This window comes from Nocardioides sp. NBC_00368 (assembly GCF_036090055.1).
Lineage (GTDB): Bacteria > Actinomycetota > Actinomycetes > Propionibacteriales > Nocardioidaceae > Nocardioides.
In genome coordinates this window covers 4,960,961-4,983,128 of sequence record NZ_CP107970.1, presented here as the reverse complement: position 1 = coordinate 4,983,128, position 22,168 = coordinate 4,960,961, and the positions used below count along the sequence as shown (strand labels likewise).

The following is a 22,168-nucleotide window of genomic DNA, read 5'->3' as shown; positions in this document are numbered from 1 at the left end:
CAGTGACGCTCATCACAGAGGACATCGAGCCGATCGGCCAGTGCAGGAAGGCCCGATCAGGACACAAACGCCCCTGAGTTGTCACGCGCGTGACAAATTCGGAGGTCGTCACCGACCACTCGTGGGGATCTCCGGGAGCGGGGGGACCTGTGGCGGCGACACGTCCATGCGGCACGGGACCGACTCGGGGGTCGATGCACCAGGCGCAGGCGGCAGGTTCTTACCGCCGGGGTTCGGCACCGTGCAGCCGAGAACCCCACCCTGATAGGTACGCAACGGGAACCCTTCGCCCGAGACGGTCGCCGTCAGCAAGCTGGAGATGTCGTCACCGTCGGTGGTGACGCACCCCGAGAACGGGGGCACGTCGACGGTACCCGCGAGGAGGCCGCCCGGGCTGAGGTTGAAGAGGCCTTCGTTCCACAGATCCGGCTGCACGCGCGCAGGCACGTTCTGGCTTCCGTCCCACCCCATCAGATACCCCTCCCCGGACAGGTCCAACACTCCCGGCTCCCGAGTCCGACACTCTCCTCGGAAGGGCAGCGACACGCCGTCAACCCGCACCGACATCACGCGCGTACTGACCCGGCCCTTGACCGGGCTGTCCGGAACCTCCACCCCGAACGGGGGAATTCGGGCGCACGTCAAGGTCTCGAGCTCGATCGGCACGGGGAGTCCGTCAGCTCTCTCCTGCTCCAGGCGTACGGTCGCCTCGACGGGGACGGCACCGAAGGTGACCGTACGAACGACGATGTCGGGCGTCTGGCCGTAGTTGTACGCGGACCCTGGCTGAGCGACGAAGTAGATGTTCGCGCCGGCCTTGGTGCACTGCCGGTACTTGGTCGCGTCGAATTCCTCGATACGTCCCTGGTAGAAGTCGGCGGCCACCGTCATGAGGGGCGTACGCAGCCACTGACGCGCCCGCTCCACGTCGGCGAGCGACGAGTTCGCCGCCCCGGTCCAGGAGGCGTGCCGGAGAGGCAGCTCCTGCTGCTCCGGGGCGGGCAGCCCCGGGTACGGACCCTCCTCCGCCTCGCTCGCCCCCAGACCGAGCATCGCGAAGGCGGTGCCGGCGAGGATGGCCAGCGCCGCCGCACGCTGCAGAGTGTGTCGCATACCGACAACGTGGCATCGCGGATATGCGGAAGCAACAAGGTCGGCTCGGATACGTCGGAACCGGTCCCCGGACTTGTCATGCCCATGACAAGTCTCGGGCCGCCGTCCACATCGGATGTCGCGTACGCGACATCGTGGCGCCCCATTTCGTGGTTTCGGGCAGATGGCCGTCGACAGCCCGATTCGCGACGCGGATGAATGGGCCCCGACGGAGACAACCAGTCTCCATCGCCATGAAAGGACGACCTTCGATGAAGAAGAAGCTTCTCCTTGTAGGTGCGGCAGCCGCCGCCCTCACCCTCGCCGCGCCGGCGATGGCCAGCGCCGCGCCTCCCTACACCGTGTCCGTAGGCGGCAGCACGGCCACCGGCAACCACGCCTTCAGCGCCACCGCTGTCGGCGGCATCGCCTTCGCCGTCCCGCTCAACGCGATGTTCTGCACCTCGGCCGGCGCCAGCGGCTCCATCCACAGCGGCACCGGAAAGAGCGGGCTCGCCCCCGACCATCTCGCGACCATCTCATCGACGACCTGGGGCGGCTGCACCGAGCAGTTCGGCACCCCGCTGACCGTCACCCACAGCGGCGCCTGGAAGCTCGAGACGAACGACACCTCGGTGACCTCCGCCGCCACCGACCAGGTCGACGGCTGGATCAGCGGCATCAGCGCACGCGTCACCGACTCCACCGGTCTCTGCGACTTCACGGTCACCGGCACCGCCAACGGCCACTTCGACGAGGCGACGCAGCGGCTGGTCGTCGACGAGACGGGCGACGGGTCCCTGGAGGTGACCACGGTCGTCGCCGACTGCCTCGGCTCGATCTCCGTCGGCGATCCGGCCTCGTTCAACGGCACCTACAACGTCTCCGTCCCGAACGGCGCCGTCAACGTCAGCTGAACCCGGCAAGCGAGAGCGGTGCGTCCGAGCGGCGCACCGTTGTCGCGTCTCCCTGTTCCACCATCTTGAAGGAGCCCGTCATGTCTCTCTCGACCCTCATGAAGCGCCGGCTCGGTCTGCTCGCCGTCCCCGCCGCGGCAGCGCTGCTCACCGTCGCCGCGGCCGCACCCGCCCACGCCGCACCGCTCGACATCCTCTACGACGCCAACGGCACCACGGTCGTCGCCTCGACCGGGTCGCAGATCCCGGTCGGCCCGGCCGTCCTGGACACGACGCTGGAGACCACGACCGGCGCGTTCACCGGCTCGCTCGCGCTTCCCGGCGCCCACACCGAGTTCAAGGCGGCGGGGTTCATCCCGATGAGCGCCGACGTCAGCTTCGAGGAGGCCGCCCCCACCACCGGCACGCTCTCGCCCCATCCGGAGGGCGGCGGCAGCTATGTCGAGGCCACCTCCTACTACAACGTACGTCTCACCAACATCAAGGTCGTCGGCTTCCCGACCTTCTCCGGGCCGTTCTGCCGCACCGTCGAGCCGGTGGCCATCCCCGTGGCCACGCCCGAGGGTGAGCGGTTCGGGGTCTTCACCGGTGGCCGGCTCACCGGGACGTACTCGATCGGCGACTTCCAGAACTGCGGCCTCAACACCTGGCTGGTCAATGCCCTCGTACCCGGCGACGGGAACACCATCGAGCTCAACCTCACCAACCCGCGGCGCGGCTGAGCCTCCCTCCCGAGTCCGCCGGGCGGCCGATCGGCCCCCGGCGGGCTTTGCCCATCCGGGCCACGCAGCGGCACGGGCGTACCGCATTTCGGGGGCACGCCAAGCAAAGACGTGCCATGGTGGTCGATACCTTCTCGGGCATGTTGGACGAAGGAGTTTGACGTGCGACGGAGCACGAGATGACGCAGACCCACCAGTCCCCCGGGCTCCCCGGTTCCGCCGTGTGGATGCTGAAGAGCCTCGAGAGCGAGGTGCGGCCGATCGCGCGCAAGATCACTCGTCACCTGCGCGAGGGGCTGCCGGCCGAGACCGAGGGCTTCGAGGAGCTCATCTTCACCGCCGTCCACGGCGCGATGTCGCACTTCATCGACCTGGGCCTCGGGCGTTCGGCGCCCTACATCGCGATCGACGACCACTTCCGCAAGGTCGGCTTCAAGGTCGCCGCGCTGGGCCAGGACCGGGCCATCGTCGACCAGGGCATCGACATGGCCACCACCGAGCTCTGGGACGAGCTGCGCCGTCGGGCGGTCGAGAACGAGCTCTCCGCCGCGGCGCTGAACGCGCTCAACGAGATGATGACGTCGTACGTCGAGCACCTGACCACGCAGGTCGGCACCGGCTTCGAGGCCGGCACCGAGGCCCGCGACCAGAACAACGACGTCGCCCGCGCGCGGCTGATCGACCGGATGCTGTCGGGCGCGTCGCACGACGAGATCGAGACGCAGGCGGCACTCGGCGAGTGGCCACTGCCGGAGAAGGTGACGGTGATGGCGGTCGAGCTGCTCGACGCCGACCAGATCTCCGCGGACGCGCTCTCGTCCGTCGCGCTCACCCGGCGACGCCGGCCGACGCAGGTCGTGATCTGCCCGCCCAGCGCCACCACCACGGTCACCGAGGAGGTCCGCGCGGCCGCTCCGAAGGCCCGGGTCGCGATCTGCTGGCCGGTGCCGCCGGCCGATGTCCCGGCCGCCTGGCGCTGGGCCAACCGTGCCCTGGCGTTGGTCAACGCACGCGTCATCCCGGCCAAGCCGGTCATCGACTGCCTCGCCTACCGCACCGAGATCTGGCTGCACGCCGAGCCGGTGATGCGTCGCCAGCTCGCCCAGGAGCTGCTCGAACCGCTGCTGGCCGAGTCGGCCAACTCCCGCGAGATCCTCACCGAGACCCTGCTGGTCTGGCTCGAGACGCGGGAGAGCGCGCCGGCGATCGCAGCGGTGCTCGGGGTGCATCCGCAGACAGTCCGCTACCGCTGGAAGCGGATCAACGAGCTCTTCGGCGAGTCGCTGCGCGACCCCGAGTTCGTCACCCAGCTCCTGCTGCTGCTCAAGGCGAGCGTGCCGCTGTGGATGGCCGGCGACCAGAGCGACTTCGACCGCTACCAGCAGCAGACGGGCTGACCCGGGATCGCACATGGAGATGCTCGTTCTCGTGGCCGGTGCTGTCGCTGCCTACGTCCTGGGGCTGGCGCTTCCTCGCGTCGTAGCCGGCTGGGTCGGGCGCCGGCACGGGATCTCGTCGGTGCCCGGTCCTGCGTGGGCGGTGGCCGCCCGCATCGACGCGGTGGTGCTCGACCGGTGGGGGACGGTGACCACCGGGCGCCTCACGGTGACCACCGTCGATCCGCTCGATCCCGACCACCTGCGCAACCTGCGCTGGTTCGCGGGGGCGCTGGAGCACGAGGCCGAGGGGCCGCTGGCCCGGGCGGTCGCCCGGCTCTCGCCGCGCGGCAAGGTCACCGACTTCGGGGTGGTTCCCGGATCGGGGGTGCGGGGGTCGGTGGACCGGCATCCCGTACGCGTCGGGCGGCCCTCGTGGGTCGGCATGGCCGACCGCGACGACCGCGGCACGGTCCTCGGCGTCGAGCTCGACGGTCGCCCGCTGGGCTATCTCGTGGTCGGCGACGAGCCGCGCGAGGACGCGGGATCGTCGGTGTCGCGGCTGGCGTCGGCCGGGGTGTCGCCGGTGCTGGTCTCCGACGACGGTGCCCGCGAGACCGAACAGCTGGCCGAGGCCTGCGGGATCGAGCGATGGCACTCCGAGATCGCCCCCGAGAAACGGGAACGGCTCGTCGCCGAGCTGCAGGAGCAGGGGCGGGTGGTCGCCTTCGTCAGCTCGCGTCCCGAGGACGCCGAGGCCCAGGCGGTGGCAGACCTGGCGATGGGCGGGGACTCCGGCGTGGAGCTGACGGATCTCGACGTCGGACGCGTCGCCGAGCTTGTCTCCCTCGCGCGCGGGGTCGTCGCGGGGCGTCGCTGGGCCGGACCGGTCGCGCTGGCGCCGGCGGTGGTCGGGGCGGCGCTGACGATCCTGGGTGCCGGCTCGGTCGCGCTGGCCGCCGGGTGCGCGCTGCTCTGTCTGCTGACGGCAGCCGTCGCCGCCACGATCCCGGTGACGAGGTCGGGAAACTTGTCACGTACGTGAGTAGTTTCGGGGATTCTCGGGCCTGATCGCGCGCAGCGCGTTGTGGCGGGGCTCACATGATGGCTGGATCGGTGACATCGATCCGCCGCCCGCCCGACCCGAGGATGTGACCGAGGATGACCCCGCGACCCGGTCTGCTGCTCAAGGCAGCGGCGCTGCCCGTCGCCGCCGCCACCGCCGCCTGGACGATCCACGCGATCCAGGAGGGTCGGCCCGTCGACGCCACGGCCAGCGTGCGGCAGGTGCCGGTCGAGGTGCCGGCCCAGGAACTGCTGCCGCCGGTGAGCGTCTCCGCGGTCAAGCCGGTCCCCAAGACCGTTCCCACCCTGGCGGCCAAGCCGGCCGGGTTCGCCGCCGAGGCCGCCGCCGGCGTCATCCCCGAGACCGCGCTCTCCGCGTACCAGCGCGCCGCGACCGTGCTCGCCGACGCCGATCCGGGCTGCCGTCTCGACTGGTCGCTGATCGCCGCCATCGGGCGGGTCGAGTCCGACCACGGCCGGGCGGGCGGTAACACGCTGTCCGCCTCCGGGGTCGCCACGCCCGGGATCTTCGGCGTACCCCTCACCGGGGCCGCCGGCACCGCACGCATCCTCGACACCGACGGCGGCACCTACGACCGCGACCTCGTCTACGACCGCGCGGTCGGGCCGATGCAGTTCATCCCGTCGACCTGGTCCGACGTCGGGGTCGACGCCGACGGCGACGGCCACCGCGACCCGCAGGACGTCGACGACGCCGCGCTCGCCGCCGCGGTCTACCTGTGCTCGGGCTCCGCCGATTTGTCCACCGAGGCCGGGCAACGCTCGGCGGTGCTGCGCTACAACCACAGCGAGGCGTACGTCTCGGCCGTCCTGCAGATCGCCGAGGGCTACCGCCAGGGGACCTTCGAGGCACCGGCCGGTGTCGTCCTCCCCGCCGCGCAGATTCCGGTCACCTCGCCCGCCGACCTCGAGCCGCTCTCCGGAGCCTCGCCGAGCGCTGCGCCGCCCCGGCCCTCGTCCAGCGGGTCGACGGGAGAGACGGACACCGGTACGCCCAGCGGTGGCTCGACCGCGCCCTCCTCCCCGTCCCCGTCGGGTTCGCCCTCCTCCGGCGGTTCCGATGGACCGTCGCCCACCTCTGGCCCGTCGCCGACCGACTCGGCCACGGAGTCGCCGACGGAAACCCCGACGGAAACCCCGACCGAGACACCCACCGAGACCCCCACCGTGGACCCGACTCCCACCGAGACACCGACCGAGACACCGTCCGAGACCCCGGCCGTCTCGGAATCAGCGGCCACAGAATCAGCGGCCACAGAATCGGCGGCCACGGAATCGGCGGCGACGGAGGCCTCCGCGGGCACCCCCTGAGTCTCGGCCCCGATCGTGTTGGCCTCGGTACGCCCGCCCGCGCCCGGCTCGCCCACCGCCCTCCCCCGTTGGTCGAGCCGACGAACCCGCTGGACGAACGTGTCGAGGCCAACACCCCTCGGTTCGGTTAAATCGCGTTACAACCCCGCTCGGGACGGGCACACTAAAGGCGCCGCTTGACTCCCCCACCAGGAGCCGCCCCGGATGCTCACCGATAACGATCGCCTCGTCGCTCATGTCGCGCGCCTCGGGGAGGAGCACCCACCGATCCCGATGGACTCCGTCGACTTCTCAGTGAACGACCCGGCCGCCTTCGGCGACCGCTTCGGCCATGTGCTCGACTACATGGCTCGGGTCGAGCTCGAGGTCGACCGCAACGTACTCGAGATCTCCACGATGCTGCCCAACCCGCCCGAGGTCGACAAGCGGTTCTACGCGGAGGTGTGGCAGCCGCAGGAGATCCAGCACGGACTGATCCTCGACCGGCTCCAGCAGGTCGTCGGGCGGCCGCCGGCGACCACCGACCTGGACCACGTCGGCCTGAAGCTGATGGTGCTCGGCCTGCTGGCTCACCTGGAGCCGTTCCAGGACGTCTGCCGGATGCTCTACTACCTGACCGGGATGGCCACCGAGCGCTCCGCGGTGATCGCCTACAACCTGCTCCACGACGGGGTCGTCGAGACCGGTGAGCACGCCGTCGCCGAGACCGTCATCGCGCCGATCAAGCGCCAGGAGCCGGGCCACTACGCCTTCTACCAGCTCTCCGCCCGGGCCCACTGGGCCACGCTCGCGGCCTGGCAGAAGTGGCTGGTCAGACGCATGCGCCGGATCTCGTTCGCCCCGGTCGGGGTCAACAACGACACCCAGCTGGCCGACTTCGGCGACGTCATGGAGACCCTGGGCGTCGACCACGAGGGTCGCGACCTGGCCGCCGACGTGGCCCGGGTCGAGCAGGAGCTCCTCTGGGCCCGCGACCGCGGCCTCCCCGTCCCCGACTACGTCGCCCGCGCCTTCCGCGAGGCCGTCGAGGCAGCTCAGGCGCGGCGGGCGGTTCGTCTAGGTATGTAGCCGAACCCTCACTTCCCTCGCGGAGTTCCACACGGGATGTGACGGTTGGTCTGCATACCTAGACGAACCGCCCGCCCCGCGACCCCTACCCGCGCCATTTCGACACCAGCATCTCGACCGTCGCGCCCTTGATCGCGCGGCTGCCGGGAACCGTCCCGACGACGGTGCCGGCCTTCCAGCGCGACTTCACCCGCTTGCCGACGACCGGCTTGAACCCGGCCGCCTTCAGCCGGGCGGTGGCCTTGGCGATCGAGAGTCCCTCGACCTTCGGGATCTTGATGCCCCTGCCGTTGATCACGCTGGCCCCGGGACGTACGAAGCTGGCGGAGCCGAGCTTGCCGTCGATCGCCCGCATCGCACCGGCCCACATCGGGCCGGCGACGGTCGAGCCGGAGGCCGAGGCGACGTAGCCACCTCGGAGGCGCTGCCCGTTGAGAGTGACCCAGTTGCCCTCGTAGTCCGCACCGGCGATCATCGACGCGGTCGCGAGCTTCGGCGTGTAGCCGTTGAACCACACCGCACGGTTGCTGTTGGTTGTGCCGGTCTTGCCGGCCGACGGCACGCTGAGCGCGAGCTTCTGCCCGAACCCACCGGGCTGCAGTACGCCGCGGAGGATGTCGTTCATGGCGTCCGCGGTCCCGGTACGCATCACCTGCTCGCACGAGGCCGCGTACTCCTTCATCGTCTTCCCGTCCGGGCCGACGATCGCGGTCACCGGCCGCGAGTCGCAGTGCTTGCCGCGGGCGCCGAACGTCGCGTACGCCTCGGCCATCTCCAGCGGGCTGACGTCGACCGGGCCGAGGGTGAAGGACGGCACCCGCTCGTGGGCCGGGTCGGTCAGGCTGACGCCCATCTTCTTCGCGAGCGCATAGGGCGCGCAGACGCCGGTGAACTGCTCGAGCCGGACGTAGAAGGTGTTCACCGACTCCCGGGTGCCGGTGTAGAGGTTCTTGTTGCCGGAGGTGGTCGAGTTGCCGACCGGGTAGGGGTTGGGGCTGAAGTTGCCCTCGCCGGGACAGTTGGCGAAGGACGCCTGGTTGAAGGTCCGCTTGGCCGGCGACGGGATCTCCTGGCGGAGCGGGAAGCCCTTCTCGATCGCCGCGGCGCCGACGAAGACCTTGAACGTCGAGCCCGCCTGGAAGCCGTTGGCGTCGCCGTACTCCTTCGGGACCAGGTAGTTGAGATAGGACTCGCCCTTGCGACGGCTCTCGCCCATCGGCCTCGACTGCGCGAGCGCCTTGACCATGCCGGTGCCGGGCTCGACCATCGCCAGGGCGCCGACGGCGTTGTCGGTCGGCGAGACGTGCCGGCTCACCGACCGCTGCGCCGCCTTCTGGAAGCTCGAGTCCAGCGTCGTCCTGATGGTCAGGCCACCGGTCTGCAGCAGCCGCCAGCGCTCGGCCTCGGTCTCCCCCAGCGACTTGTCGGCGAGCAGCCACCGCAGCGCGTAGTCGCAGAAGAACTCCGCCGACGACCCGAAGCAGCCGTTACGGCTGTCCTGCACGTTGAGCCCGAGCTCGCTCTCCTTGAGCTTCTCCGCGTCGGCCCGCGGCAGGTCGCCGACCTGGGCCAGCCGCTCGAGCACCAGGTTGCGGCGGGCCAGCGTGGCGTCGGGGTAGTCGGTCGGGTCGTAGCCGGTCGGGTTCTTCACCATCCCGGCCAGCATCGAGGCCTGTCCCCAGGTCAGGTCGGCGGAGTCGACTCCGAAGTAGTGCTTCGCGGCTGCCTGGACGCCGTAGGCGGAGTCACCGAAGTAGGCCGCGTTGAGGTAGCGCTCGAGGATCCAGTCCTTGTCGTGGTTCTCCTCGAGCCAGATCGCGTAGCGGAGCTCGCGGATCTTGCGGGCCGTGGACTTCTCGGTCGCGGCCGCCCGCTCCTCGTCGGAGTCGGCGCCGTAGACGAGGGTCGTCTTGACCAGCTGCTGGGTGATCGACGAGCCGCCCTGCACCGCACCCGACTCCGAGGCCGAGTTGCGCAGCAGGGCCCTCAGGGTGCCCTTGAGGTCCATCGCGCCGTGCTCGTAGAAGCGGCTGTCCTCGATCGCGAGCAGCGCCTTCGGCATGTTGGGCGAGATCTGGTCGAGCGCCTTGTAGGACCGGTTCTGGTCGTAGAGGGTCGTGATCACCTTGCCGTGCACGTCCAGGATCCGTGTCGTCTGCGACAGCTCGCCCATGTCGATGTCGAGGGGCAGATCGTCCATCACCTGAGCGCCCGACTTGGCCGCGACACCGGTCAGGTGGATGAACGGGATCGCCATCCCGGAGGCCACCAGACCCGTCACCGCGGCGACACCGATGAGAGCCGCGAACCGCATCACGATGCGATGAAACGGAAGGGAACGAACGACTTTGCGGGCCAAGTTGGGGGCTCCTACCCGGGCCTCGAGCCGGGACCGGCGAGGGTTGCTGAACGATCGGAGAACAGGTGTTCCAGAATACCGGAAGGCCCCACGCCGACCGCGTCCGATCCGCCACACTTCACCCTGTGAACCCCTCGGTCTCCGGCATCGCCGTGGCCTGGCGTCCCGCGATCGCCGAGCTCCTCCAGACGTACGCCGCCTCCGGCCGTCTGGGGTTCACCGAGGTGGTCGCGGAGAACATGTCCCCGACGCAGGTCCCGCAGGCCGTCACCGACCTGGGCGTCCCGGTCATCGCCCACGGCGTCACCCTCGGGCTGGCCGGAGCCGACCGCCCCACCGCGGATCGGCTCACCCGGCTGGCGGGGCTCGCCGAGGTCCTGGACAGCCCCTTCGTCTCCGAGCACGTCGCGTTCGTGCGGGCGAGCGGCTCCCCCGACCCGCTCCACGGCGACGTCCTGGAGGCCGGCCACCTGCTCCCACCGCCGCGCACGAAGGACTCGCTTGACGTGCTCGCCGACAACATCCGGATCGCCAAGGAGTCCCTGCCGGTGCCGCTCGCGGTCGAGAACATCGCCGCCACCTTCACCTGGCCCGAGGACACCATCGCCGAGCCCGACTTCCTGACCGAGCTCGTCGAGCGCACCGGCGTACGCCTCGTCCTCGACGTCGCCAACCTCTACGCCTCCGCGGTCGCCCGCGGCTCCGACCCGGTCGCCGACCTGGCCCGCTTCCCGCTCGACGCGGTCGCCTACATGCACGTCGCCGGCGGCACCGAGCACGACGGTCTCTACCTCGACACCCACGCCCACCCGATGCCACCACCGGTGCTGTCGCTGCTCGCGACAGCCGTCGAGGCGTACGCCGGACGCCCGCTTCCCGGCATCATGCTCGAACGCGACACCGACGTGTCACCACGGACCGTCGACCCCGAGTTCACCAGGCTGTCCGAGGCGGTCGAGGCGGTCCGCGGCCCTCAGGCCTTGGGCAGGTCCGCCCCGCCGGTCACCGGCGCCTGATGCTCCGGGAAAGCCGACTCGGCCGAGTCCTCGTCCACCAGGGTGGTGCGTCCGAAAGCCTCGCCGAACGGCGTGAGGTGCACCGAGCGACGCACGATCTTGGCGAACTTCACCGAGCGCAGCGCCTCCAGCACATCGGGCTGGGCCTCGAGGACCTGGTATTCCAGCGGGTCGGACAGCGGCTCCTTGGAGAACCACACCAGCCCGAGCCGGAACAGGTTGTTGAGGTAGGCCGGGACCCGCTCCGGATAGCGCACCCCGCTGCGGCCGGCGATCATGTTGAGCCCCGGCGCGATCATGGTGCTGCCGACGAGACCCGTCGGTCCCCCGGTGCGTACGTCGACCGACGGCTGCGGTCCGGCCTGCAGGAGGTAGAGCAGCATCCGCGCCTCGTCGGGCGCGAGCTCGTCGAGGATCCGGGCGTACGCCGGGTGCCCCTGCTCGTCTGCCCAGACGTCGCGCGAGCGGTCGAGCAGCTCGGCCCCGCGACGGCGCAGCACCGGTAGCGAGTCCTGGGACGCCTCGGCCTCGCGGGTCCGCGCGAGCACGACGTCCTGACGGGCGGCCGCGTAGTCGGACTCGGAGATCTCCATCACCGGCCTCGTGCCGGGCAGGATGATCCGCGCGGCGGTGCCGGCGACGATCCCCACGGCCTCGGCCGTCTCCCGCACCAGCCCATCGCGTACGTCCTGGTCGATCACCGCCCGGGCGACCCGCATGCCGGCGCGGCCGGAGGTGCGCAGCCCCCATCCGGCGGTGTGCCAGGCAGCACCCGCCGCGACCCGCGCCAGGCCGGGAGCGGTGCCGGCCACGGCGGATGCGGTCGGGACGACCTTCCCCAAGAGGCTCATGTCGGAAAGATTAGAAGGTGAAGGAAGCCGCCCGCGAGCCCCATGATCGCGCCATGGGCGTAGAGCATCCATTCGTCCTCCTTGATCGCTGACCTCATCATGTCCACGAAGTCGCCCGGCGGAAGCTCCTTCGTGCGCCGCGCGACCAGGTCGCGGATCTTGTCTGCCTGGTGACGGCTGAAGCCGGGATCGCGGAACGGCACCAGCGTACGGTCGGCCGCCTCGTTGGCGACCGAGGTGCTGATCCGGTCGAACCTCTCCGACCCGAGCGCTATCCGCACCGCGCCCCGGTAGGGCCCGGCCGCGCGGTCCACGGCGGGCCTCAGCGCGTTGATCAGCAGCTTGCGGGTGGCGTCGCCACGGGGTCCGTCGAGCAGGAAGTCGCCGATGCGCTCGAGCGTGATCACGTCGGTGGCGATGATGTCGGCGTAGACCTCCGCGGCCTGCTCCTGACGGCGCGGGAAGAGGCCCTGCACCTTGATCCCGAGGATGCGCCGAGGCTCTGCGGGCTCGAAGATCAGCCACATGCCGAGCAGGTTGGTCACCCAGCCGACGACCACGCCGAGCAGCGGGAGCAGCCACCACAGGTGGAAGGTCTGGTCGATCAGCGCCACCGGGATGCCGAGCAGGAACCCGAAGATGAACCCGAAGGCGACCATCAGGTTGAGCTCGCGCTGCCCGAAGTCACGGAAGATCCTGACCACGAGGGCGGGGTTCTTGCGGAAGTGGTCGATGACCATGAGCTTCGGGTCGAGCAGCTGGTCGATGTGCACGCCGATGTCGTCGGTGACCTTGTGCACGATCGAGGGAAGCTGCGCCTGGACCCGGACTGCGATCGCGTCCTTGACCGCCCGCGGAAGGTCGCGCCAGAGCCTGGGGTGCTCGCGCATCATGATCTGCTCGACCAGCTCGGGCACCTCAGGGCGGAAGGTCTCCACGATGTGCGTGGCGATCTCGGAGGGGCCGAGCTGCTGATAGAAGTCGCTGGGGGTGCCGAGCTTGGCGATCGCCTTGTCGACCGCGATCGAGCCCATCTTCGCGGCCCGGGCGGGGATGATGCCCTGCCAGCCGAGCCCGCCCTGGGCGAAGCCCGGGACCTCTTGGAGCTTGTGCGGCAGCACCCTGGTCAGCTCGCGCAGCCCTGGGACCTGGAACCCCTTGAAGGCGAGCGGGGCGAAGAGCATGTAGAGGCCCGACCAGTTGATCAGCCAGCCGATCACCCCGGTGAAGATCGGGATGGTGATCAGCGAGAGCCAATGGACGTGGGCAGCCCAGTCCTCGAACCAGCTGACCAGCGAGTCCTGCCACTCCGGCGACATCCGAGCTCCTTCCGCCAGAGTTCCAGACCGTCAGTATGCGTACCCTACCCACACGCGAACGCAAACACCCTGAAGCGTCTGCCATTCGGGTTGGGCTAGTCGGTTGATGCCTCTGTCGCCGCACCGGGCGGGATCTCGTGGCTCGGCAGCCGGTCGAGATCCTCGGCATCGGCGAAGCAGGCGCGCGCGAAGTCCTGCCCGAACGGCGTCAGATGGATCGAGCGTCGCTTGATCCGGGCGCCGCTCTTGGCGTGGATGGCCTCGAGCACGTCGGGCTGCGCCTCGACGACCTGATAGCGGATCAGCTCGCTGACCGGCTCCTCGGACTGCCATGCGAGACCCAGCCGGGTCAGGTTGTTGAGGTACTGCGGCACCAGCGACGGGTAGCGCACGCTGGCGTGCGCGCCGATCATGGTCAGGCCCCGGGCGATCATCCGAGATCCACGCAGGTGGCCGATCACCCCGCCCTCGACCACGTCGACGGCCGGCTGCGGACCGTCCTTGAGCATCAGCACCAGGATCCGGGCCTCGTCCGGGGCCAGCTCGTCGAGGATGCTGACGAAGGCCGGGTGACGCTCGTGCTCGTCCCACACATCGCGCGAGCGGCGCAGCAGCTCCTCGCCCGTACGCCGCAGCTGATCCGGACCCGTGCCCGGCTCGATCCCGTTGACCCGAGCGGCACGGCCCTCCATCGCCGCCCTCGCCGTCTCGGCCGCCGGGAGCGCGTAGCGCTCCAGCAGGCCGGTGATCGGGTTGCCCGTCGCGACCCGCTTCGCGAAGCCGGTCACCTGGCGGGCGTTGGTCGCCACGTCCTCGGTGAGCCGCACCGCCTCGTTGGGATCGACGACCGCCTTGGCGACCCGCCCGACCCCACGCGCGTACGTCCTCAGCCCCCAGCCCGCGGTGTGGGCCACGGTGACCGCGGAGATCCTGAGCAGGCCCGGGAGCACGTCGATCGCACCGTCGACGAGGCCACCGCCCGGCGCCGGCGTGGGCATGCGGTGCATCCCCTCACGGCCGTCCACGAGCTCCTCGGTCGGTGCGGCGTACGTCTCGGGTCGGCGTGCCCCTGGCTCGGTGTTGATGTGCAGGGCGCTCACAGCACGTTCCACCATTCGAAGACCGCCACGTGCAGGAACCCGCCCGCGAGGCCCATGATCGCCCCGTGGGCGTAGAGCAGCCACTCGTCCTCCTTGATCGCAGCTCTCATCATCTCAACGAAGGTCCTCGGCGGTAGGGCACGGCACCGGTCGGCGATCAGCCGCCGGATGTTGCAGGACTGCTGCTGGCTGAAGGCGGCGTCGCGCATCGGGGTGAGGGTGTATTCGACGGCCTGCTCGGCGACCGAGGACCGGATCGCGTCGAACCTCCTGGTCCCGACCGCCACCCGGACCGCACCGTAGGCCGGACCGACCGCGGCGTCGACGGCCGGCTCGAGGGCCGCGGCGAGCATCTGCCGGGTGCGGTCGCCGGAGGGGCCGTTGAGGAGATGCTCGCCGATGTGCTCGAGCGTGATCACGTCCTTGGCGATGTGCTTGCCGTAGACGTCGGAGGCCTGCCACTGCCGCTGGGCGAAGAGCGCCTGGATCTTGAACGGACCGATCCGCCTGGGCTCGGCGGGCTCGAAGATGAGCAGCATGCCGAGCAGGTTGGTCGTCCAGCCGACCAGCACGCCGAGGATCGGCAGCAGCCACCAGATGTGGAAGGCCTGGTCGACGACGGCGACCGGGATGCCGAGGAGGAATCCGAAGACCGCACCGAAGACGACCATCATCCGGAGCTCGCGGGCACCGAAGTCCTTGAAGATCCGCACGATGATCGAGGGGTCCTTCTCGAAGTTCTCGATCACCATGATCTTCGGGTCGAAGATCTGGTCGATGTGGTTGCCGATCTCGACGGTCACATCGCGGACGACCGCGGGCAGCCGGTCCTGGACCCGCTGGATGACCACCGTACGCAGCGGGCGCGGCAGATCACGCCAGAACCGGGGATGCTCGCGCCACATGATCTCGTCGACGAGCAACGGGATCTCGGGACGGAAGACGTCGACGATGTGCGCAGCGATCTTGTCGGGCTCGAGCTGCTCGTAGAAGTCGCGTGCGGTCGCCATCTGGGACAGTGCCCGGTCGACCGCGATGGAACCCATCTTCGCGGCTCGCGCGGGCACGATCCCCTGCCAGCCGATCCCGCCGCGCAGGATGCCCGGGATCTCCTGGATCTTGCGGGGCAGCGAGCCGGCGATCTGCTTGAGGCCGGGCACGGTGATCCCGTGGAAGTGGATCGGCGAGAAGAGCATCCACAGACCCGACCAGTTGATCAGCCAGCCGATCACGGCCGTGAAGATCGGCACCGACCAGAACTCGAACCAGCTGAAGTCGTCTAGCAGGGACAGCCCTGCCGAAATGGTGTTAGACACAAGACCTGACCTTCATTCCCTCATCCACGAGACCGCCCCAGGTGCACGCAGTGTCGTGGTCTCCCTGGCGCGAAGGCTAGTGCACTGCTTGACAACTTGGGGCAAAATGTCCACCGATCGCTCACATACCGATCCAACGACCCGGCAGGCAGACGCGACGCGCGCAGCTACCGCGGCGAGCCTGATTCGACGGGAGCGAGCCGGACGTCGCGGGCAATCGACCCGTTCCGACCGATGGGGAGCATTCGGAAGACCACCCTGCCATGAACGGCCGCGGCATCGACGAAACCGAAGCTGCGCGAGTCGGTGGAGGCGTTCCAGTTGTCGCCGAGCAGCCAGTACGCGTCCCCGGGAACGGTGATCCAGTCCTGCTCGACACCGGCCTCGGCGGACCAGGCCGGATTGTCGACCACATAGGTCCTCCGATCCCCCTCGGGCCGCACCAGCACGCGCGCGTCGGGGGACACCGAGACCTGGTCGCCGGGCATCCCGATCACGCGCTTGAGGATCCGGGCACCGCCCGACACGGTGCTCGGAGCGTCCGCCTCGACGACGTCGAAGCGTTCGATCTCGTCATGGGCCCAGAACTCCAGGAACATCCGGTCCCCGTCGCGCAGCGTCGGCTCCATGCTGGTGCCGTCGACGGTGACGGAGAAGGCGAGGGCCGCGACCACCATCACGAGCGCGGCGAACGCCGCCACTCCGGCACCGATCCCGCCCGCGGTGAGGAGCTTCTTCACGGCCGTGCGCCCAACCCGGCGACCGGCTCGGTCATCTCGACGAGCTCGACGTCACCGTCGCCGATCCCACCGAACGAACCGGCGGGGAGCAGCCGCAGCCACGCCGTGCCGGAGACGTCTGCCACAGGCAGGAAGCCGAACGCGCGGGAGTCGGTCGAGCCGCCCCAGTTGTCCCCGAGGACCCACAGCGCGTCCTTCGGGACGGTCACCCAGGTCCCGGACGCGGCATTCGGGTCGTACGTCCCGTCCGGCTCGCAGCACATGCCGGCCTCTCCCCCGATCCGGGCCGGCCAGGCAGCGTTGTCGACCCGGAAGACAGTTTCCGACCCGGCAGGGCTCACGTAGACGACCGGCTGCTCGCCACCGGCGATCGCGACCCGGTCACCGGGCAGCCCGATCACCCGCTTGACCACCTGCGAGCCGCCGCCGAAGCGCTCCGGCCCCGGCTCGATGCCCTGGACCAGGTCGAAGCGCTCGATCTCGTCGTTGTGCAACGGGTCGAGCAGGATCCGTTCGCCGGAGGCGAGCGTCGGCTCCATGCTCTGGCCCTTGACCGTGAACGAGCCGAACAGCGCCGCCACGACGACGGTCATCGCGAGCAGGAACGTCACCAGCACGACCCATCCGACGGTCGTCGCGGCGAGGCCGCGTTCGTCGGCGACAGGAGCATTCAGAAACCTTCCGGACACAACCAGGCCCTCTTCCAGGCAGAGCAACGACAGCGCGACCAAACCCAGGCAGGAATAGTCACACTTCATAGACATTTAGGGACAAATTGTCCAGATGTGCTTGACCGTAGCACGTGGCGCCCATCACAGTGTGGATGCCGCCCAGGGTATTAGGGCCTGCGGGCGGTGCATTTTCTCGGGGTTCATCAGCCCGTGAGGGACGGGCTCACAGAGGGAGCACACATGAACAAGTTGGGGCATACAAGTCTCGGCCGCTTCGCGGCCGTCACGCTGCCGGCGGCGGTCGTCTCCGCCGGCATGGGTTACGCGATGCTGTCCGGCATGGTCGGGGCGGTCATCTCGTCCACCGGCGGTTTCAGTCTCAGCACCGACCTGACCGCCGATGCGCTGAAGATGCGCACCGGCGCCACTGAGATCGGCTCGGCCGGCAACAACCAAGGCACGATCTACGCTCAGACCCAAGGCTCGGTCGCCAACGGGCTCAACGTCGTGACGCCTCGGGTCGAGGTCCTGCCGGGCCTGAGTCTCAACCTGGGGATCACCTCGAGCGATCCGCAGATCAACCTCGGCAACGTGGCTCTGAACGCCGCTTCGCTCAACACCCCGAGCGGCGCCACCATGGCCAACGTCACCCTGGGTCAGTCGCAGGCCGACGCCGGGTTCGACCCGGGTGGCCCCGGCTACGTGGCGGACGGCTTCGCACTCCAGGCGGCGCAGACCTCCGGCCGGAGCGGCGAGCAGGTGCTGAACGACCTGTCGGCACAGGCGTACGCGGTCCAGCTCAGCTCGCTGAGCCTCAACAGCCTGTCGATCAGGCTCAACCCGTAACGCCTCCAACCCACCGACCAGCAGCCGTTGGCGGGCGTTCCGGAGCGCCCGCCAACGACTCAGCCCCACTTCCGCCGGAGTAGCCATGCCTGACAAGACGCCCACCGACACCGGTCCTGACGCGATGCCCGACCCCACTGCGAACCCCACCGCCAGCAGCCCCTCGCCGCGCGGCTTCAAGCGCTTCCGCCGCACCCGCCCCTTCTGGGGCAGCCTGATCCTGCTGTGGTCGTCATGGCTGATCGGGTCCTCCGCGCTGTCCAAGCATCTCGACTTCACGATCTTCGCCGCCTTCGGCAACCAGACCCTGCCGCCGGTGCTGATCTCCTTCACCCTGGCCGCCGCGGCGCTGATCGCGATGTTCATGCCGTCGCAACGTACGTTCCCGGGGATCGTCTCGGTCGCGCTCGCGATCGCAGCCCTCCCGCTGGCCAACCTCGGCGGCCTCGTCATCGGCACCGTCGCCGGCATCACCGGTGGCGCCCTGATCGTCGCCTGGACCCCGTACACCGAGGAGCAGCTGGCCAAGATGGCCGAGAAGGACGCCCGCAAGCGCGCCCGCAAGGAGGCCCGCAAGTCGTCCCGCGGGCCGGCCCGGAGCGGAGCGACCGCATGAGCCCCCGCGCCCGCCGCTTCGAGCGGCCCGCCCCCTGGGGCAACGAGCCCGGCATGCGCAGCGCGTGGGGTCGGCTCACCGGTCGTCTCTACCGAGCCGCGTACGCCGCCATCGACCGCGCCGCGGAGCAGTCCGCGCAGATGCACGAGGAGGCGGAGTCCGTACGCCGCGGCAGCCGGAAGCGCTCGCTGCCGCTGATGATCCTCGGGAGCGCCGCGCTCGTCGCGATGTTCGGCGCCGTCTCGCAGAACGCCCTGGCGGTCAACTTCACCACCGGCAACTCCAAGTTCAGGCTCTACTCCAACTACCTCGACGCAGAGCACGCGGCGGGCTATCTCGCCCCGACCAGTCGCCAGGGCGCCACCGACTGCGACGCGGACACCGCCGACGTACAGGCTCAGTGCGGGGTCACCGAGCTCGGCATCCACCAGGCCAAGCTCGCCGGGCTGTGCGGGATCGCCACCGAGAACATCCCGCTCGTCGGGAACTACTCGCTGATGATCACCGCCGGCGACGACGTCCCCGACAGCTACAGCGGTGCATCGATCCCGACCGGCACCACCACCGACCCGAGCACGGGCAAGCTCACCAGCGGGAGCCTCGACAACGCGATCTCGGCGACCAACCTGTACCTCAACTCCGACGCGCTCAGCGGCTACGGGAACAAGATCTCCGGCATGAACCTCGGCCAGTCGGCCGAGACCGTCGGCGACTCGGCCGGCCTCGCCTTCGAGGGCAACGCCAACCAGCTGCCCAAGGCGGGCGCCTTCGGCCTCTACGCCCGCCAGCTCAACGTGGCCGGCCTCAACGGCAACAGCTACGGGCTCAACCTGAAGGGCAACATCACCCTGCCGGACCTGAACATCAGGGTCGTCCCCGGGGCCAGGACGCAGGCGGACTGCTCATGACCGACTCACTGACAGACGACCTCGGCTTCTCCACCGACCCCCGACCGGGGAGTGCGCACCGGCGCAACCGGCTCGGCGCGTTCCTCGCGGCCTCCCGTTCGTGGTTCCGTGCGTGGCGACGTACGCGCCCCTTCTGGGGTGCGTTGTGGCTCATCGTGGCCGGCGCCTGGATCATCTACTGGATGTCCTTCGACATCGGCATCGCGCTGACCGGGGGCTGGTCCTACTCCGCCGGCTACGTCATGGGCGGATCGCTGATCATGTTCGGCCTGGTCACCTGGCTGGCACCGCACTACAAGTCGCTCTCGGGGGTCGTCGCGTTCCTGATCGCGCTCGGTGCCTTCCCCACCGCCAACCTGGGCGGCTTCGTCGTCGGCTCGGTCCTCGGCATCATCGGCGGTTCGATGGTCTGGTCCTGGGGCGAGAAGAAGCCGCGCCCGGCCCGGCATGTCACCTCCGGCGGCTGATCGGCGGTGGCCCACGACCTCACCGTCGGCAGGCAGCGCCTCGTCGTCATCACCGCGATCGCGCTCGTCATCATGTCCTCCGCGCTGTGGCCCTCGGCCGAGCGGGCCGACGCGAACAGCCAGAACGACAGCTACCAGCCGTTCCGGTGCGACCAGCCCGGAAGCAGCGACCCCCAGCAACGACGGCAGGTCGTGCCCCTCAAGAACGCCGGCGACAACGGCAGCTTCCAGAGTCGCACCTTCGGCACCCGGATGTTTCCCTGCCTGTCGGGGACGCGATGGCTCCTGACCGCGGGTGAGCCGAACGGGAGCAGCACCACCAACGTGGCCGCCGATGTCCGCGGCATCTATACCAACACCAGCGGCGGGAACTGCGACAGCAACAAGGGGTTCACCTACTACTACGCCGCCACGGGCAACATGTGTCTCTTCCAGATCGCCTTCAGCGATCTCGTCTTCCGCAGCAACGTCGCCTCGTTCGGTGCGCCGGTGCTCACCGCACGGTCGTCGACGGCGCCCGCTCCCACCGCGAAGGTGCCGCACGTCCTTCGCATCGCCCCGGACGGCCCGTTCACCGTCGGCGGGCCCGGCGTGAAGACGAACCTGCTGACCACGGGCGACTCGTGGGTGGCGATCCCGTGGCGGACGGTCACCAACCTGGCCGGCATCCTGATCATCGCCGCCGGGCTGACCACGACCTCCCAGAAGAACACCATCTGCACGGCCGGGTGGAACGGCGACGTGTGCCGGATGCGGATCCGTACGCTCGCCGGCGACGGCACCGGTGGCTGGAACGACCTGGTCACCGCGATCCTCAGTGGTCTGGCGGCCGGTGGCGACTACAACCTGCTGGCGGTGAACCTGGAGTTCTACTACCTGTTCACCCACGACAACGACGCGACCAAGGACCCGTACGTCTACCCGCCGGGCGGCACCACGAGCCCGCTCAACTCGATCCAGCTCCCCAACACGACGATCACGGTGACCGCAGAATGAGCACGTACGGGACACGATGGCGCCGCATGGTCGCGGCGACGACGGTGGGTCTCGGCCTGCTCGGAGCGATGGTCGTGGCGATGGGCTCCTCCGCGTCCGCGGTCTTCAACCCCACGCTGACGATCAACAACGGCAGCTCGACGTTCTCCTCGAGCCGCATCCACGCCGCCGACGCGGCGTTCGGCACGGCGCTGGTGCAGACCCAGGCGTCCGCCAGCAGCGGGGGCGACTGGGCACCGGTGCTGCGTGCCGGCTTCGCCTCCGCGACGATGAACGGCTTCTGCCTCTCCCGGGTGGAGGAGGTCGGGGCGCTCGGCAGCTACACGATCAGGCTCACCGCCGGGGACGACGACCCGACGACCAATGAGATCAGTGCTCAGAGAGTCGCCTTCGACATCACCCAGCTCCGGGCCGCGTCATCGCCCGGCGTCAATCTGCAGGGCACCGCTCAGATCGGGCTCGCCACCACCGACCTGACGACCAATCCGGGCGCCGCGCCCTACGCCGCGAACCCGATGGGCGTGCCCCAGGGGTTCGACGCGAGGTGGTATCAGACCAGCGGCAACGGAGGTCACAACAACGGCCAGGGATTCACCGGCATCGACGCGACCGTCGCCAACCTCAACTCCGTCTACGGCGACGTCCGGCAGGCCCAGATCGAAGGCGAGGTCACCCTGCCGAACCTGGAGATCGAGCTGCTCCCGGGCAACCAGTCCTGCAAGGGCGCAGCGCAGGCGGGGAAGTTCCCGAACTGAGCGCTCGCCCGAAATTGGAAGGACCCGGCGGGTCCGTCTCGGGTCGGCTCCACCGGGTCCGCCGCGCGTGCCCCGACCATATGGGGGTTGGTCCGACACTCGCGGCTTACTCATCAGTATGGGGGTATCGAACCAACATCGGTTTTAACCAAAATCCACAACTCGCCAACAAATCTGTCAAGCGATCAGTAGGAAAGGCGCTATCCCTGCTGCCGCCGCCAGACCACGATCGCCTGCCCTGGCGGCGCCTGACGAACCGCAGGAAGCCTGCTGGTCGGACCCTTCTGTTCGGGCCCGGCCGACCGTGCCTGGGCGAGCGCCTCGCGGGTCGCCGCCAGCTCGTGCAGCAGCTCCTCGTTGCGCCGACGCAGGGCGTCGACGTGCTGCTCGAGAGCCAGGATGCGGCGCACGCCCTCGATGCCGATGCCGGCCGCGGTCAGGTCGGCGATCGAGCGCAGCAGCTCGATGTCGTGGAAGGAGTAGCGTCGCCCGCCACCCCCGGTGCGACCGGGGGTGATCAGGCCCATCCGCTCATAGGTGCGCAGCGTCTGCGGGTGCAGCCCGGTCAGCTCCGCGGCCACGCTGATGACGTAGACCGCGGCATCCGGGGACGGGCTGCTGAATCCGTCGCTCATC

General features: G+C 69.6%; 22 protein-coding genes. 13 read left to right on the top strand and 9 right to left on the bottom strand.

Annotated elements, in window-relative coordinates; translation table 11 throughout:
* Nucleotides 1–108: 108 nt before the first annotated feature.
* A complete protein-coding gene (locus OG984_RS23740; protein WP_328528644.1) occupies nucleotides 109–1,113 on the bottom strand; it encodes a hypothetical protein in 1,005 nt (334 codons plus the stop codon).
* A 251-nt stretch (nucleotides 1,114–1,364) separates the two neighbouring features.
* On the opposite strand from OG984_RS23740, the gene OG984_RS23735 reads away from it, so the two are divergent.
* From OG984_RS23735 to OG984_RS23710, 6 genes are all read left to right on the top strand, one after another.
* Nucleotides 1,365–2,009, top strand: coding sequence for a hypothetical protein (locus OG984_RS23735; RefSeq protein ID WP_328528643.1), 645 nt, complete (start codon nucleotides 1,365–1,367; stop codon nucleotides 2,007–2,009).
* Between the two features lie 80 nt (nucleotides 2,010–2,089).
* Nucleotides 2,090–2,731: a hypothetical protein gene (locus OG984_RS23730; protein WP_328528642.1), complete on the top strand. Its 642-nt coding sequence runs from the start codon at nucleotides 2,090–2,092 to the stop codon at nucleotides 2,729–2,731.
* Between the two features lie 179 nt (nucleotides 2,732–2,910).
* Nucleotides 2,911–4,128 (top strand): PucR family transcriptional regulator, encoded by a 1,218-nt coding sequence (locus tag OG984_RS23725; protein WP_328528641.1) that lies wholly within the window; start codon nucleotides 2,911–2,913, stop codon nucleotides 4,126–4,128.
* Between the two features lie 13 nt (nucleotides 4,129–4,141).
* Nucleotides 4,142–5,152, top strand: a complete 1,011-nt coding sequence (locus OG984_RS23720) for an HAD family hydrolase (RefSeq protein WP_328528640.1) — start codon at nucleotides 4,142–4,144, stop codon at nucleotides 5,150–5,152.
* Nucleotides 5,153–5,268: 116 nt separating this feature from the next.
* A complete protein-coding gene (locus tag OG984_RS23715; protein WP_328528639.1) occupies nucleotides 5,269–6,504 on the top strand; it encodes a lytic transglycosylase domain-containing protein in 1,236 nt (411 codons plus the stop codon).
* A gap of 204 nt (nucleotides 6,505–6,708) precedes the next feature.
* Nucleotides 6,709–7,572, top strand: a complete 864-nt coding sequence (locus OG984_RS23710) for a GTP-binding protein LepA (protein ID WP_328528638.1) — start codon at nucleotides 6,709–6,711, stop codon at nucleotides 7,570–7,572.
* Between the two features lie 85 nt (nucleotides 7,573–7,657).
* Here OG984_RS23710 and OG984_RS23705 read toward each other — a convergent pair whose 3' ends face one another.
* Nucleotides 7,658–9,886: a transglycosylase domain-containing protein gene (locus OG984_RS23705; protein ID WP_328532384.1), complete on the bottom strand. Its 2,229-nt coding sequence runs from the start codon at nucleotides 9,884–9,886 to the stop codon at nucleotides 7,658–7,660.
* A 170-nt stretch (nucleotides 9,887–10,056) separates the two neighbouring features.
* Between OG984_RS23705 and OG984_RS23700 the strand changes: the two genes are divergently transcribed.
* The gene (locus tag OG984_RS23700; protein WP_328528637.1) at nucleotides 10,057–10,947 is read left to right on the top strand and encodes a multinuclear nonheme iron-dependent oxidase; all 891 of its coding nucleotides are present in this window, start codon (nucleotides 10,057–10,059) and stop codon (nucleotides 10,945–10,947) included.
* Here OG984_RS23700 and OG984_RS23695 read toward each other — a convergent pair.
* From OG984_RS23695 to lepB (OG984_RS23670), 6 genes are all read right to left on the bottom strand, one after another.
* A complete protein-coding gene (locus tag OG984_RS23695; RefSeq protein ID WP_328528636.1) occupies nucleotides 10,905–11,798 on the bottom strand; it encodes an Abi-alpha family protein in 894 nt (297 codons plus the stop codon). The genes OG984_RS23700 and OG984_RS23695 overlap by 43 nt on opposite strands.
* The gene (locus OG984_RS23690; protein ID WP_328528635.1) at nucleotides 11,795–13,117 is read right to left on the bottom strand and encodes a hypothetical protein; all 1,323 of its coding nucleotides are present in this window, start codon (nucleotides 13,115–13,117) and stop codon (nucleotides 11,795–11,797) included. Before OG984_RS23690 ends, OG984_RS23695 begins: the two co-directional genes overlap by 4 nt.
* 95 nt (nucleotides 13,118–13,212) lie before the next feature.
* On the bottom strand, nucleotides 13,213–14,217 hold the full coding sequence (locus OG984_RS23685) for an Abi-alpha family protein (RefSeq protein WP_328528634.1): 1,005 nt from the start codon (nucleotides 14,215–14,217) through the stop codon (nucleotides 13,213–13,215).
* The gene (locus OG984_RS23680; RefSeq protein WP_328528633.1) at nucleotides 14,214–15,533 is read right to left on the bottom strand and encodes a hypothetical protein; all 1,320 of its coding nucleotides are present in this window, start codon (nucleotides 15,531–15,533) and stop codon (nucleotides 14,214–14,216) included. Before OG984_RS23680 ends, OG984_RS23685 begins: the two co-directional genes overlap by 4 nt.
* A 167-nt stretch (nucleotides 15,534–15,700) precedes the next feature.
* The gene (lepB, locus tag OG984_RS23675) at nucleotides 15,701–16,273 is read right to left on the bottom strand and encodes a signal peptidase I (protein WP_328528632.1); all 573 of its coding nucleotides are present in this window, start codon (nucleotides 16,271–16,273) and stop codon (nucleotides 15,701–15,703) included.
* Complete coding sequence (lepB, locus tag OG984_RS23670; protein ID WP_328528631.1) at nucleotides 16,270–16,962, bottom strand: signal peptidase I; 693 nt, start codon at nucleotides 16,960–16,962, stop codon at nucleotides 16,270–16,272. The genes lepB (OG984_RS23675) and lepB (OG984_RS23670) overlap by 4 nt, the downstream gene beginning before the upstream one ends.
* A 222-nt stretch (nucleotides 16,963–17,184) precedes the next feature.
* On the opposite strand from lepB (OG984_RS23670), the gene OG984_RS23665 reads away from it, so the two are divergent.
* From OG984_RS23665 to OG984_RS23640, 6 genes are all read left to right on the top strand, one after another.
* Entirely contained in the window at nucleotides 17,185–17,790 is a 606-nt protein-coding gene (locus OG984_RS23665) for a DUF6230 family protein (RefSeq protein ID WP_328528630.1), read from the top strand.
* A gap of 85 nt (nucleotides 17,791–17,875) precedes the next feature.
* A complete protein-coding gene (locus OG984_RS23660) occupies nucleotides 17,876–18,406 on the top strand; it encodes a DUF6114 domain-containing protein (protein ID WP_328528629.1) in 531 nt (176 codons plus the stop codon).
* Entirely contained in the window at nucleotides 18,403–19,314 is a 912-nt protein-coding gene (locus OG984_RS23655) for a DUF6230 family protein (RefSeq protein WP_328528628.1), read from the top strand. Before OG984_RS23660 ends, OG984_RS23655 begins: the two co-directional genes overlap by 4 nt.
* Nucleotides 19,311–19,781: a DUF6114 domain-containing protein gene (locus OG984_RS23650; protein WP_328528627.1), complete on the top strand. Its 471-nt coding sequence runs from the start codon at nucleotides 19,311–19,313 to the stop codon at nucleotides 19,779–19,781. The genes OG984_RS23655 and OG984_RS23650 overlap by 4 nt, the downstream gene beginning before the upstream one ends.
* A gap of 6 nt (nucleotides 19,782–19,787) precedes the next feature.
* The gene (locus tag OG984_RS23645) at nucleotides 19,788–20,777 is read left to right on the top strand and encodes a hypothetical protein (RefSeq protein ID WP_328528626.1); all 990 of its coding nucleotides are present in this window, start codon (nucleotides 19,788–19,790) and stop codon (nucleotides 20,775–20,777) included.
* Nucleotides 20,774–21,532 (top strand): DUF6230 family protein, encoded by a 759-nt coding sequence (locus tag OG984_RS23640; RefSeq protein ID WP_328528625.1) that lies wholly within the window; start codon nucleotides 20,774–20,776, stop codon nucleotides 21,530–21,532. Before OG984_RS23645 ends, OG984_RS23640 begins: the two co-directional genes overlap by 4 nt.
* A 200-nt stretch (nucleotides 21,533–21,732) precedes the next feature.
* On the opposite strand, the gene OG984_RS23635 is transcribed toward OG984_RS23640, so the two are convergent.
* The gene (locus OG984_RS23635; protein WP_328528624.1) at nucleotides 21,733–22,167 is read right to left on the bottom strand and encodes a heat shock protein transcriptional repressor HspR; all 435 of its coding nucleotides are present in this window, start codon (nucleotides 22,165–22,167) and stop codon (nucleotides 21,733–21,735) included.
* Nucleotide 22,168 lies beyond the last annotated feature (1 nt).